This window comes from Polaribacter sp. Hel1_85 (assembly GCF_000766795.1).
Lineage (GTDB): Bacteria > Bacteroidota > Bacteroidia > Flavobacteriales > Flavobacteriaceae > Polaribacter.
Genome location: NZ_JPDS01000001.1, coordinates 827,581 through 841,383 on the forward strand (window position 1 = coordinate 827,581; position 13,803 = coordinate 841,383).

At 28.2% G+C, this 13,803-nt stretch carries 16 protein-coding genes; 11 read left to right on the forward strand and 5 right to left on the reverse strand.

Translation table 11 applies throughout. The features are described from left to right. The first annotated feature begins 72 nt into the window (after positions 1-72). The 7 genes from PHEL85_RS03650 (at position 73) to PHEL85_RS03680 (ending at position 6,260) form a co-directional block, all read left to right on the forward strand. Entirely contained in the window at positions 73-840 is a 768-nt protein-coding gene (locus tag PHEL85_RS03650; protein ID WP_036821147.1) for a tetratricopeptide repeat protein, read from the forward strand. Positions 841-916: 76 nt separating this feature from the next. After that, complete coding sequence (gene ribH / locus PHEL85_RS03655; protein WP_036821149.1) at positions 917-1,423, forward strand: 6,7-dimethyl-8-ribityllumazine synthase; 507 nt, start codon at positions 917-919, stop codon at positions 1,421-1,423. 147 nt (positions 1,424-1,570) lie between these two features. Next, positions 1,571-1,846 carry a hypothetical protein gene (locus PHEL85_RS03660; protein WP_036821152.1) on the forward strand — a complete coding sequence of 92 codons (276 nt, stop codon included), beginning with the start codon at positions 1,571-1,573 and terminating at the stop codon, positions 1,844-1,846. Continuing rightward, positions 1,846-3,666, forward strand: coding sequence for a DNA mismatch repair endonuclease MutL (gene mutL / locus PHEL85_RS03665; protein WP_036821155.1), 1,821 nt, complete (start codon positions 1,846-1,848; stop codon positions 3,664-3,666). The genes PHEL85_RS03660 and mutL overlap by 1 nt, the downstream gene beginning before the upstream one ends. 2 nt (positions 3,667-3,668) lie before the next feature. Then, on the forward strand, positions 3,669-4,394 hold the full coding sequence (locus PHEL85_RS03670; protein ID WP_036821157.1) for a rhomboid family intramembrane serine protease: 726 nt from the start codon (positions 3,669-3,671) through the stop codon (positions 4,392-4,394). Next, positions 4,394-5,248 (forward strand): rhomboid family intramembrane serine protease, encoded by an 855-nt coding sequence (locus PHEL85_RS03675; RefSeq protein ID WP_036821161.1) that lies wholly within the window; start codon positions 4,394-4,396, stop codon positions 5,246-5,248. The genes PHEL85_RS03670 and PHEL85_RS03675 overlap by 1 nt, the downstream gene beginning before the upstream one ends. A gap of 1 nt (position 5,249) precedes the next feature. Continuing rightward, positions 5,250-6,260: an endonuclease/exonuclease/phosphatase family protein gene (locus tag PHEL85_RS03680; protein ID WP_036821164.1), complete on the forward strand. Its 1,011-nt coding sequence runs from the start codon at positions 5,250-5,252 to the stop codon at positions 6,258-6,260. 44 nt (positions 6,261-6,304) lie between these two features. Here PHEL85_RS03680 and PHEL85_RS03685 read toward each other — a convergent pair whose 3' ends face one another. Then, positions 6,305-6,802: a GNAT family N-acetyltransferase gene (locus PHEL85_RS03685; RefSeq protein ID WP_036821167.1), complete on the reverse strand. Its 498-nt coding sequence runs from the start codon at positions 6,800-6,802 to the stop codon at positions 6,305-6,307. A gap of 39 nt (positions 6,803-6,841) precedes the next feature. Between PHEL85_RS03685 and mtaB the strand changes: the two genes are divergently transcribed. From mtaB to PHEL85_RS03705, 4 genes are read left to right on the forward strand one after another with little or no spacing between them, the layout of a single operon-like run. Continuing rightward, positions 6,842-8,158 (forward strand): tRNA (N(6)-L-threonylcarbamoyladenosine(37)-C(2))-methylthiotransferase MtaB, encoded by a 1,317-nt coding sequence (gene mtaB, locus PHEL85_RS03690; protein WP_036821170.1) that lies wholly within the window; start codon positions 6,842-6,844, stop codon positions 8,156-8,158. A 26-nt stretch (positions 8,159-8,184) separates the two neighbouring features. Next, on the forward strand, positions 8,185-8,952 hold the full coding sequence (locus PHEL85_RS03695) for a DUF6438 domain-containing protein (RefSeq protein WP_036821171.1): 768 nt from the start codon (positions 8,185-8,187) through the stop codon (positions 8,950-8,952). Positions 8,953-8,955: 3 nt separating this feature from the next. Further along, the gene (locus PHEL85_RS03700; RefSeq protein ID WP_036821172.1) at positions 8,956-9,612 is read left to right on the forward strand and encodes a YqiA/YcfP family alpha/beta fold hydrolase; all 657 of its coding nucleotides are present in this window, start codon (positions 8,956-8,958) and stop codon (positions 9,610-9,612) included. A 49-nt stretch (positions 9,613-9,661) separates the two neighbouring features. Further along, complete coding sequence (locus PHEL85_RS03705; RefSeq protein ID WP_036821175.1) at positions 9,662-10,564, forward strand: lytic transglycosylase domain-containing protein; 903 nt, start codon at positions 9,662-9,664, stop codon at positions 10,562-10,564. An 8-nt stretch (positions 10,565-10,572) separates the two neighbouring features. On the opposite strand, the gene PHEL85_RS03710 is transcribed toward PHEL85_RS03705, so the two are convergent. The 4 genes from PHEL85_RS03710 to PHEL85_RS03725 all read right to left on the reverse strand — a co-directional run bounded on the left by PHEL85_RS03710 (position 10,573) and on the right by PHEL85_RS03725 (position 13,786). Continuing rightward, positions 10,573-10,770 (reverse strand): YwbE family protein, encoded by a 198-nt coding sequence (locus PHEL85_RS03710; protein WP_036821178.1) that lies wholly within the window; start codon positions 10,768-10,770, stop codon positions 10,573-10,575. Positions 10,771-10,858: 88 nt separating this feature from the next. Next, on the reverse strand, positions 10,859-11,050 hold the full coding sequence (locus PHEL85_RS03715) for a cold-shock protein (RefSeq protein ID WP_036821181.1): 192 nt from the start codon (positions 11,048-11,050) through the stop codon (positions 10,859-10,861). 115 nt (positions 11,051-11,165) lie between these two features. After that, positions 11,166-12,107: an NAD(P)H-dependent flavin oxidoreductase gene (locus PHEL85_RS03720; protein WP_036821184.1), complete on the reverse strand. Its 942-nt coding sequence runs from the start codon at positions 12,105-12,107 to the stop codon at positions 11,166-11,168. After that, positions 12,107-13,786, reverse strand: a complete 1,680-nt coding sequence (locus PHEL85_RS03725) for a S8 family serine peptidase (protein ID WP_036821187.1) — start codon at positions 13,784-13,786, stop codon at positions 12,107-12,109. Before PHEL85_RS03725 ends, PHEL85_RS03720 begins: the two co-directional genes overlap by 1 nt. Positions 13,787-13,803 lie beyond the last annotated feature (17 nt).

Sequence of the window (13,803 nt, forward strand, 5' to 3'; positions counted from 1 at the left end):
TTAGCGAATTATCCGCTTTTAAAATCCAATTAAAAAAACTATTTTTGTCGCCACTAATTTTTAAGGGAAATAATGGCAACATACAAGAAAAAATATAAACCAGAAGGTAAAAAGCAAGAAAATCAAATTGACGAATCTGAATTTGAAACAGCTGGAGTTTTAAATACTTTAGACGAAACTGCTTCAAAATCTGAACAATGGATTGAAAAAAATAGCAAAGCTTTATTTATGGCTTTAATTGCTATTGTTGTTATCTTTTTAGGATATTTAGGATATACAAAATACATTGTTGAGCCAAATGAAACTGAAGCTTCTAACGAGCTTGCTTTTCCTAGAAAATATTTTAATGAAGCTTCAACTGCTAGTGTTGGTATAGATTCTTTATTAACTTTAGGTTTAGAAGGTGCAGATGGAAAATATGGTTTTTTAGATATCGCAGATTCTTTTAGTGGAACAGCGGCTGGAAATTTAGCAAACTATTATGCTGGTGTTTCTTATTTAAAAATGAAAGACTACCAAAAAGCTATAGACTATTTAAGTAAATTTAATTCTGATGATGAAATGTTAGGTCCTGTTGCTATTGGAGCAATTGGAGATGCATTTGCAGACATTAATCAGCCAGAAGATGCTTTAGATTATTATGAAAAAGCAGCAAATAAAAAAGCAAATGAGTTTACAACGCCTTTATTTTTATTTAAAGCAGGACAAACTGCAATGGAGTTAAAGAACTATAGTAAAGCTGAAACTTTATTTACAAAAATAAAAGAAAACTATTCTAAATCTGACCAAGGTAGAGATATAGAAAAATATATAGCAGCTGCTAAATTTGCTGCAAAATAGTAAGCAGTAAAACAGTTGCAGTTGGCAGTAAATAGCTGACTAAATACTGGATACTGAATACTGTAAACTGAACAAAATGGCAACTACTAATTTATCACATTACGATAAAACAACAATCCCAAATGCGAAGTCTTTTCGATTTGGGATTGTTGTTTCAGAATGGAATCCTGAAATAACAAAAAACCTACAAAAAGGTGCAATTGAAACTTTTCTAGATTGTGGAGCACTTAAAGAAAATATTATTTCTTGGGATGTTCCAGGAAGTTTTGAATTGGTTTATGGTTGTAAAAAAATGATTGAATCTCAACAAGTTGATGCAATTATTGCTATTGGAAATGTAATTCAAGGAGAAACAAAACATTTCGATTTTGTTTGTGAAGGTGTTACACAAGGTATTGTAGATTTAAATATAAAATACGATGTACCTGTAATATTTTGTGTTTTAACAGACAATACAAAACAACAATCTTTAGACAGATCTGGAGGTAAATTAGGTAACAAAGGAACAGAATGTGCTGTTGCTGCTGTAAAAATGGCTGCTCTTAAAAATATTGATACTACTACTGAAAGTATTGGTTTTTAACACACTATTTCTAACTTAGAAAATTAAGAATACTTTTAACATCATTTTTTGAAGAATTCCTTTAAATTCTGTAAATTTGGAATGCTTATTTAATTGGTACAATAGTTGATTTCTTCAATATTATTATAAACCAATATTTCTAAAACTATGGGATTTTTAAAACGTAAAAACAAGAAATTTGACTACCAACCTCGATATTATAAAGGGGATGGAAACCCTTATAAAATTGAGCACAAGTTAGATCAGTTTAGAAAAACAGCCGGTAAAAACAAAGGGATAAAAGGTAAATTTGGTGATGCAATTGAAGACTTAAAAAACTCAGATAAAAGCGTAAACAAAACACTTTTAATCATCATCGCAATTTTAGTACTTATCTTTTTGTACATTATAGATTTCGATTTATCTATTTTTAAAAGAAATTAATGTCTGATATTATTCAACTTTTACCAGATCATGTTGCAAACCAAATTGCTGCAGGAGAAGTCGTTCAACGTCCAGCTTCTGTTGTAAAAGAGTTATTAGAAAACGCAATTGATGCTGGAGCAACCAACATAAAATTATTATTAAAAGACGCTGGTAAAACGTTAATTCAAGTAATTGATAACGGTAAAGGAATGAGCGCTACAGATGCTAGAATGTGTTTTGAGCGTCATGCAACTTCTAAAATACAAAAAGCAGAAGATTTATTTAACCTTTGTACCAAAGGATTTAGAGGTGAAGCTTTGGCTTCTATTGCTGCAATTGCTCATGTTGAATTAAAAACAAAACAAGAAAACGAAGAATTGGGTACTTCCATAAAAATTGAAGGAAGTAAAATTATTTCGCAAGACTTTATATCTACTAGTGAAGGAACAAGTATTGCTGTTAAAAATTTGTTTTATAACATACCAGCAAGAAGAAATTTTCTAAAATCTGACACTGTAGAAACGCGTCATATTATAGACGAATTTCAAAGAGTTGCATTAGCACATCCAACAATTGCTTTTTTAATGCATCACAACAATAATGAAGTGTATCATTTAAAAAGCAGTAATTTAAGAAAACGAATTGTAAGTGTTTTTGGTTCTAAAATGAACGAAAAGTTGGTTCCTATTAACGAACAAACAGATATCGTTTCAATAGAAGGTTTTGTTGCAAAACCTGAGTTTTCTAAAAGAAAAAGAGGCGAACAATTCTTTTTTGTAAATGACCGTTTTATAAAAAGTTCTTATCTAAATCATGCAGTTGTAAACGCGTTTGATGGCTTGCTAGAACAAGGTTCACATCCCTCCTATTTTTTATATTTAACAGTACCTGCAAATACAATTGACATTAACATTCATCCAACAAAAACTGAGATAAAGTTTGATAATGAAAAAGCATTATATGCAATGCTAAGAGCAACTGTAAAGCATAGTTTAGGGCAATATAACGTAGCACCACTTTTAGATTTTAATAGAGATGCAAACTTAGATACTCCTTATCATTTTAATACAAAAACGAAATCAACATCAACACCAAAAATTTCTGTTGACCCAGATTTTAATCCTTTTAAAGAGTTAGAACAAAAAGAAATTCACACGCCAACTTCTTATAGAAGAGAACCACAAACTGAAAGTTGGGAATCTTTATATACTTCTGTTGCAGTAACAGATGAAGAAAAACAATCTGAATTATTTAACAATCAACAAGAAATAAAAACTCAAAAAACGTTTCAAATTCAACGTAAATATTTATTGAGTTCTATAAAATCTGGCGTAGTTTTAATCAATCAATCTTTAGCACATCAGCGTATTTTATATGAAGATTTTTTAGAAAGTATTACAGTAAAAGAAGCAAACAGTCAGCAATTATTATTTCCTGTAAAAATTTCTTTTTCATCCGCAGAAATAGAAATGATTTATACGATTAAAACTGAATTAGAAAATGCAGGTTTTTCTTTTGATGAATTTACAAAAGACAGTGTTACTATAAAAGGAATTCCGGTTTCTGTTACAGAAAGTAAAATAACTATTATATTAGAAGAGTTATTAAGTGATATAGATTTAGAAGTGCCAGATGCTAGTTTTAGCCATTTTGATGTAATGGCAAAATCGTTTGCAAAAACATTATCAATAAAAACAGGAACACAACTCTCTGAAAGAGAACAAGAAGGCTTGGTAAATGATTTATTCTCATGCAAAGAACCTAGTATTTCTCCTTTTGGAAAACCAACTTTTAAAACATTAACTTTAAACGAAATAGATAATCTATTTAACAGCTAAAGATGAATAAACTTACAGATGCTATAAAACATTTAATTATTATAAATGTAATTTTATTTGTTGCGCCACAACTTTTAAAATTAGATTTTACAAATATTCTGGCTTTGCATTATCCAAAAAATGAACATTTTGGAATTTGGCAATATGTAACGCACATGTTTATGCATGGTAGTTTTGGTCATATTTTGTTTAATATGTATGGTTTATGGGCTTTTGGAACACCTTTAGAGCAAATGTGGGGAAAAAAGAGGTTTATATTCTTCTATTTTTCTGCAGGAATTGGAGCAGGTTTAATTTATACTTTGGCCAATTATTATCAGTTTAACGGTATTTATGAGCAATTAATAAACTTTGGTTTATCAGCTAATGATATTCAAAATATTCTAGATGCAGGTAGTTATAATGATGCAAGAATTGCTTTGTCGAATGAAAAAATGATTGAATTTTATAATTTATATCATACACCTGCAGTTGGAGCTTCAGGAGCAGTTTATGGAGTTTTAGTAGCATTTGGAATGTATTTTAAAGATGCCAAATTAGCATTGATATTTTTTCCCGTTCCAATAGCCGCAAAATATTTTATTCCAGTAATTATTTTAGGAGATTTATTTTTCGGTATGACAAAATACTCTATTGGAAACATTGCACATTTTGCACATGTTGGTGGAGCTTTAATAGGTTTCTTAATTGCTTGGTATTGGAAAAAAAATCAATTTAAAACACATTAATGAGTTTTATAGACAACATAAAATCACGTTATAAAAGCGGTAATATTGTAGAAAAACTAATCTACATAAATCTAGCAATATTTATTTTCACCTTATTTATATCTGTATTTCAAGACTTATATAAAGGTGAAATGAATTTTATTGTAGAATGGTTTTCTTTAGACGATAACTTTTCTTCTTTACTCACAAAACCTTGGACCATTATTACCTATGGTTTTTTGCACGCAGATTTTTTACATATTCTTCTTAACTTAATCACTTTGTATTTTATAGGTAATCTATTTATAGAATATTTTACTCAAAAACAACTACTAACTTTTTATGTTTTAGGGACTCTTTTTGGAGGAATATTATTTATACTAAGTCAAAGTTATTTTCCTTTATTTGAAGGACAAACCTCTATTTTAGTTGGAGCTTCTGCAGGAATTTCAGCAATTTTTATTGGTATCACAACTTACATTCCTAATTATCAATTAAAGTTACGTTTTATTGGTTTTGTAAAATTATGGCATCTTGCTGCAATTTGGGTAGGCCTTGATGTTTTAGCATTATCTGGAGGAAATGCAGGTGGGCATTTTGCGCACTTAGGTGGTGCTTTATTTGGTTTTTTATATGTAAGGCAAGCAGCTAATAAAGAAATAAAAATTTGGGACACAATTTCTTCACTTTTTACATCAAAAAAGAAACCTTTAAAAACGGTGCACAAATCATCTAAAAAAGCTAAAAAAACAACTCAGAATACATCTTTAACCCAACAACAAATAGATGGAATTTTAGATAAAATAAGTAAATCTGGTTATGATACTTTAACCAAAGCAGAAAAAGAGTTTTTGTTTAAACAAGGAAGAAAATAGTATGAAAAAATTATCACTAATAGATAAAATATTATACTTAATAAACTCATTGATAGCAACACTCTTGCTATTATCTTACTTATTACCTTTATTATCACCAAAAACAATTCCTGTTTTTGCAATTTTAAGTCTTTTTGTTCCCATCTTTCTAATTATTAATATTGCCTTTTTTATTTATTGGTTAATAAAGTTAAAAAAACAACTTTTATTATCTGCATTTGTCCTTTTAATAGGTTGGTTTACAGGAACTCCTTTCTACAAGTTATCAAAGAAAAACACATCTTTAAATACCGATTTGAAAGTAATGAGTTATAATGTAAGAATGTTTAACCATTGGAAATGGATAGAGGAAGAAGATATTGAAAAGAAAATTTCTGCATTTGTAAAAGATAATGATCCAGATATTTTAACGGTACAAGAAAATATGTCTTTAGATAAATATGTGCTAGATTTCCCCTATAAATTTATTGAAAAAAGATACAAAAATGGAAGGTTTGGAATGGCGATTTATTCTAAATTACCAATAATAAATCAAGGTTCTTTTAAATTAAAAAATACTGGAAACAATATAATTTTTGCTGATATTATTAGAAAAAAAGATACAATAAGAATTTATAATTTACATCTGCAATCTCTTAGCATTTCTCCAGATAAAGAAAATTTTGGACAAGAAAATTCTGAAAAACTGATTAAAACTCTAAAAAATAGATTCAAACAACAAGCAGAACAAACAGAATTGTTTTTAGCTCACGAAAAAAAATGGAAAGGTAAAAAAATAGTTTGTGGAGATTTTAATAATACTGCCTATTCTTGGGTTTACCATCAAATTTCACAAAATAAAAAAGATGCTTTTATAGAAGCAGGAAAAGGTTTTGGTAAAACTTTTAAATATCCATTTCCTATGAGAATAGATTTTATTTTTTCTGATGAAAATGCTACTATAAATCAATTCAATACTTTTTCAGTAAAATATTCTGACCACTATCCTATTCTTGCAAGAATTAATTGGTAAGTTTAAAGTAACTATTAAAATTACTTAAACATTTGATTATATAATCAAAATTTTAATTCATATTTTGTTTCTGGTAATTTTATATCATCACTAATAAATTTCTTGACAATTTTAAATTTATTGTTTTCCAATATTTTTGCTGATGCTTTATTTTCATCAACAACATGGGCTACTATTTTTTTCAATCCTATTTTCTTGCAATAAGAAATCAAACCTTTACAAATTTCAGATCCATAACCTAATTTCCAATATTTTTCTAAGAAACGATATCCTATTTCATCATCTAAATTGTCTTTTACTAAAGCAACAGTTCCTATAAATTCTAAATCTATTTTTCTTTCAACTGCATAAATCCAAAAATCGTTTTTAGCTAAACTATATTTAAAAATTAGTTCTTTTAGTTCTTTTTCATTTTCACTGAATACTTTTGGGTTTCCAGTTGCATATTTTAAAACTTTCGGATTACTTTCAAGCTCATGAAATCCTTTTAAATCCTCTAAAACGAGTCTTCTAACTAATAAATTTTCTGTTATAAAAATCATGAATATTATTGTAAATTTGCAATCCTTAAATGTACAAGAATGAATGCAGAAAAAAAAGTTGCTTTTTATACTTTAGGATGCAAATTAAACTTTTCGGAAACATCTACCATTGCTCGTAATTTTGTGAGTGAAGGTTTTGAACGTGTTGATTATGAAGAAAAAGCAGATGTGTATGTAATAAATACGTGCTCTGTAACAGATAATGCGGATAAGCGCTTTAAAACCATTGTAAAAAATGCTTTAAAGAAAAACGAAGATGCTTTTTTAATTGCTGTTGGATGTTATGCGCAATTAAAACCAGAAGAATTAGCTGCTATTGATGGTGTAGATTTGGTTTTAGGAGCTACAGAAAAATTTAATGTTACTAGTTATATCAACGATCTAACTAAAAACAATATTGGTGAAGTGCATTCTTGTGAAATTTCTGATGCCGATTTTTATGTTGGATCTTATTCTATTGGCGATAGAACTCGTGCTTTTTTAAAAGTGCAAGATGGTTGTGATTATAAATGTACATATTGCACAATCCCTTTAGCCCGTGGAATTTCTAGAAGTGATACTTTAGACAACGTAATTAATAATGCCAAAGAAATTTCATCAAAAGGAATAAAAGAAATTGTGTTAACTGGTGTAAATATTGGTGATTATGGAAAAGGTGAATTTGGTAATAAAAAACACGAACACACTTTTCTAGAATTGGTAAAAGAATTAGATAAAGTTGATGGAATACATCGTTTAAGAATTTCATCTATAGAGCCTAATTTATTAAAAGATGAAACAATTGATTTTGTTTCGAAATCAGATTCATTTGTTCCTCATTTTCATATTCCTTTACAATCTGGAAGTGACGAGCTTTTAAAAAAAATGAAACGTAGATATTTAACAAATACCTACACAAATAGAGTATCAAAAATTAAAGAAGTAATGCCAAATGCCTGTATTGGTGTAGATGTTATTGTTGGTTTTCCTGGTGAAACTGATGAGTTATTCTTAAAAACATATAATTATTTAAACGAGATGGACATTTCGTATTTACATGTTTTTACATATTCTGAAAGACCAAATACAGAAGCCGTACATTTAGAAGGTGTTGTTCCAAAAAAAGTTAGAGCAAAAAGAAGTAAAATGTTACGTGGTTTATCTGCTAAGAAAAGACGTGCTTTTTATGAAACTCAATTAGGAAATTCTTTAACTGTTTTGTTTGAAAATGAAAATAAAGAAGGTTTTATAAACGGATTTACAGAAAATTATGTAAAAGTAAAAACACCTTGGAATCCAGAATTGATAAACACCTTACACAATATTACACTTACAAAAATTGATGAAGATGGTTTGGTAAGGTTTGATTTTATATAAGTAAAAGAACAACTAAAATAAATACTATGAAATATTTACTATTAACGTTTTTTGTAATTGCTTTAAGCTGCAATCAACAATCAAAAGAAAAGAAAAATACAGAAACAACTAAAACTAAAAAGATTATTACTGAGAAAAAAGAAAATATTAAAGAAGAGATAACAGAAAAATCAATTGTAAAAACAAAAGAAGATTTAATTGTTGTTTTAAAAAACTCTAAAAATGTTACTGATGCTAAGGCTTTAATAGAAAATAGTAGTTTAATATGGCAAGAATTAGTAATTGATGAAAACTCTTTAAAAGCAGCAATAATTAAAGTTCCTATCGATAAAAAAGACTTTTGGTTAAAACGATTAAAAGAATCAAACACTTTTTCTTCTGTCGAGTTTCATACCAAAGAAAGTGTTGCGTCAATAAAATACATTTCAGAAAATACTTTTGTAAAAGTTAGAAAAACACATTGTTCTGGTGATTGTGCTGTTTATGATGTAATTTTATTTAAAGATGGAAAAGTAGCTTTTAATGGTATTGAAAATGTTTTAGTTAAAGGAACACAAGAGTTTAACATCTCTGAAGCTAAAATGAAAAAGATTAAAGGAATGTTTGAAAAAACTTCTTTTGGTACATATCTTGATAGTTATGTAGATAGGTCTATAATGGATTTTCCAAGTACTTTTATCACACATAACAACAAACAAATAGAAATAAAACTTTGGAGAAATGTTCCTTTAGAACTAGCCTTAGCTTACGAAGCTTTTGAAGATATTTTATATGAAAAAAAACTAATCGAATAATTTATGAATAAAACCCCTATATACTTTGTACCTGGTTTGGCTGCTGGCCCAGAAATTTTTGAAAATTTAAATTTACCAGAAGACAAATATGAAGCTCATTATTTAGAGTGGAAAACACCTTTAGCTATAGAAGAATCTATTGCCAATTATGCAATGAGAATGGTTGAAGACATTAAAGAGAAAAACCCAGTTTTAGTAGGTGTATCTTTTGGTGGAATTATGGTGCAAGAAATGAGTAAATATGTAGATACAAAAAAAATTATTATTATTTCTAGTGTTAAGCATCATGAAGAACTTCCTAAAAGGTTTCAAATGGTTAAATTTACAAAAGCTTACAAAGTTTTTCCGACAAAAGTTGTTTCAAACTTTGAAAATTATGCTCAATTCTTTTTAGGAAAATCATTAAAAAAAAGAGCTGATATTTATAAAAAGTATCTATCAGTAAGAAATCAGTTATATTTAAACTGGTCTATTAGAAATGTTATTAAATGGCAACAAACAGATAAAAATCAAAATATTACACATATACATGGTACAGAAGACCATGTGTTTCCATTTAAAAACATTAAAAATTGTATAAAAATTGAAGATGGTAACCACGTTATGATTATAACTAAGGCAAGAAAAATCTCAAAAATTATTGATGAAGTTTTATCTTGATAATGCCAATCAGTTTTCATATTTTTAAAATTACAAAAATTGCTATATTATGAATAAACCAATACGTTTTCTTTCGCTTCTTAGTGTTTTAATTGTTACGCTATTATTTTATAACGCTATAAATAAAACAGAAATAGATCCAAAAACAAGCACTCACAAAACATACAAAATCAAATCGTTAAAACTCCCTACAGATTTAAATCTTGCAGGAGAAAGAGTTCCTTTAGAAAAACTTGATATCAGAGAAAGAATGGATAGAGAGCTTTTAGTAAATACTTATTGGCAATCTAATGGTTTATTACTTATTAAAAGAGCCAATAAATATTTTCCAATTTTAGAACCTTTATTAAAGAAATATGGTTTGCCAGACGATTTTAAATTTTTAGCGCTTGCAGAAAGTGCTTTTATTGATGAAACATCTTCTGCTGGTGCAGCAGGAATGTGGCATTTTATGAAAACTACAGGAAAAGAATATGGTTTAGAAATAAATAGTAACGTAGATGAACGTTACAATATTGAAAAAGCTACAAAAGTTGCTGCAGAATATTTAAAAAAATCTAAAGAACGTTTTTACTCTTGGACACTAGCTGCTGCAGCTTACAATGCAGGGAATTATGGAATTAGTAAGAGACTAAAAATTCAGCAAGTAAATAATTATTATGATGCTTTACTGCCAGATGAAACAGAAAGATATGTTTTTAGAATTATTGCTTTAAAAGAAGTTATTTCTAATCCTGAAAAATATGGTTTTGTTTTTGATCAAGAAGATTTATATACAATTCCTGAAACAAGAACAGTAAAAGTTGATACTGCAATTTCTAACATTGCTAATTTTGCTAAAAAATTCGGAATTACATATAAAGAATTAAAAATTCATAATGCTTGGTTAAGAGAAAATAAACTTAATAATAAAAGTAGAAAATTATACGAAATTAAAATTCCTGTTAAATAAGAATAATTCTATTCTATAATATTTTTAACTCTACCTACAATACCAGATTCTAACTGAACTTTTATTCCATGAGGATGGTTTGGAGATTTAGTTAGAATTTTTTTAATCTTTCCTTCTGTTAATTCCCCTGTTCTTTGATGTGGCTTTTGTACAATCTCCACAAATAAACCAATTTTAATATTTTTTCTTTGTCTACCGTCAATCATAAATAAAAAATTTTAAATACGAAAATAAAAAAAGCCTATCAAAATTTGATAGGCTTTTAGATAAAAAATTAACTAGTAATATATATAATTATATAACTCTTACGTTTACTGCGTTTAATCCTTTTCTTCCATCTTGTAAGTCAAATTCAACTTCATCGTTTTCACGAATTTCGTCAACTAATCCTGACACATGTACAAAATGTTCTTTGTTGTTTCCTTCTTCAGTGATAAATCCAAATCCTTTAGACTCGTTGAAAAATTTTACGGTACCTTTATTCATAATAAAAAATTAATGTGTTGCTAATTTAATTACTAACAACGTTTATTGAATTGCAAAGATAATGCCAATAATTTTAGAAAAGCATAAAATATTGATTTTCTTTTAATTAACCCTGTTACAACCTATTAACTAAGGACTTAACTAAATAAAACTCTTCAATTATTTCATTAAAAACCTCCTTTACAGGTTTTATTTCATGAATTAATCCTGCTATTTGACCAATTTCTAACTCTCCATTCTCTAAATCACCTTCAAACATCCCTTTTTTAGCTCTTGCTCTTCCTAATAATTTTTTAATCTCTTCTTTTGATGGATTTTTCTGATATAATTCTTCTACTTCATTAAAAAATTTATTTTTTATCAATCTTACAGGCGCTAATTCTTTTAAAGTTAAATGAGTATCACCATCATTTACTTCAATAATTCTATTTTTAAAATTCTGATGAGCAGAAGATTCTACAGTAGCAGCAAATCTACTTCCTATTTGAACTCCATCTGCGCCTAAAACCATAGCTGCTAACATTCCTCTTCCTGTTCCAATTCCTCCTGCTGCAATAACAGGAATTTTAACCTGTTTTTTAACCATGGGAATTAATGTAAAAGTTGTAGTTTCTTCCCTCCCGTTATGTCCACCAGCTTCAAAGCCTTCACAAACAACAGCATCTACACCTGCAGCTTCAGCTTTTAAAGCAAACTTAACAGAACTCACAACATGTACTACAGTAATTCCTTTTTCCTTTAAAAAGTGTGTCCAGGTTTTAGGATTTCCTGCAGAAGTAAAAACAATCTTCACTCCCTCTTCAATAATTATATCCATGAGTTTTTCAATGTCTGGATATAACATTGGTACATTTACGCCAAAAGGTTTATCTGTTGCTTTTTTACACTTTTGAAGATGTTCTCTTAAAACATCAGGATACATAGATCCTGCACCAATTAAGCCTAAACCTCCAGCATTAGAAACTGCTGAAGCTAATTTCCAACCAGAAACCCAAACCATTCCTCCTTGTATTATTGGATATTCAATATTAAAAAGCTGTGTTATTTTATTTGTCATTAGTTTTTTATCAACTTTAAAGATTTATGTTGATTATCTTTTGAAATTTTCAGAATATAAATACCACTCTCTAAAAATGAAATATTAACTGTTTGTGAATTTGAATTTATTTTTTCTAACACTTTTTTTCCTAAAACACTAAATATTTGAATTGTAAATTCATTTAAAATAGCATCTTCAACAGAAATTATAAATTCATCTTTTATAGGGTTTGGATAAATTATTAACGATTTTAACTCACTCCCACCAAAATTAAAAAAAGAATTATAATTATTAAAAGCAACTTCAAAATTTGGAATTCCATACCCATACTGATCTAAAGGGTTGTTATATTTATCTGCAGATTCGTAAACAGCTTGTTTTAAAAAAGTATTAAAATTATCTGTTGATGAATTTGATTTTCCTGAAGACTTTAATATAAATCCTTCATTTCCATTTAAACAAGCAATTAAACCTGTCATAATTGGCGAAGAAAATGAAGTCCCACTAGAAGATGTTTTTATTTCATCAGTTTGATAGTCTATTAATGCAGGATTTTGACCTTGCCCTAAAATTTCTGGTTTAATTCTTCCATCTGAAGTTGGTCCAAAAGAACTAAAAGCAGCAATTTCTTCAGAAGCATTCACAGCACCAACTGTAATTACAGAAGGAGCATCTGCTGGTGCACCAATATATTTCCAAGAACTATTTCCGCTATTTCCTGCTGCGTTTACCAAAAGTAAACCACGAGAAACTCCAATTTCTGCTCCTCTAGAAATAAAAGTTGTTTTACCATCCATATCTGCATATGTGTGACTATGATCTGGGTTGTCATAAGTTGTATATCCTAAAGATGTATTAATTACATCGACCCCTAAACTATCTGCTCTTTCTGCTGCTTCCACCCAAAGTGATTCCTCTAAAACTGTTTCTGTTTCTGCTATTTCAGTAATAAATAAATAAAATTTTGCATCTGGAGCTGTACCAACAAATTCATTTTCAATATAACCTGCAATAGAAGATAAAACATGTGTTCCATGGCTACTTCTTGTATAAAAGTCTGTATTTCTATCAGCAAAATTATATCCTCCTAAAATTTGATTATTATCTCTAATTCTTTGAAAAGCATCTAATGTATTCACATTTGGAAAACCTGCATCAATAATTGCTATTATTTGATTATCTCCAGTTAAACCTTGCTCATGTAAATATTCTCCTTTTAACATTTTAATTTGATTATCTGCTGAACCATAATTAAAATCAGTTTCTATTTCAGAGAATTTATGATGATGGTTTGAAACTATTCTTTTTGACTTGGAATTTGATTTACCCGAAGTATTTAAAGATTTGTTAGCAAACTCAATACTTTTTATAAAATTATAAGTGGATAACAAATCATTTATATCTTCAACCTCTCCCTGAATATGAACTGCATTTAACCATTTAGATTTTGCTAGAACAGTAATTGAAGTTTCATTTTTTAATTGATTGTAATACGTTTCATCAACAGGTACATCTATAGAATCTAAAGAAATAACTAATTTAGATCTTCTATCTAATGCTCTTTGAGAAAGCATTGTTAGAGGATTATTTAAAAAAGTAATTGCATTGGGTTTATCTTTTAAGAAAACCCAAGCATCTTCTTGAGCAGAAACTTTAAAGAAAATTATTATAAATAAAAAAAGTAGTAATTTCTTCATATTTCGAAATTACTACT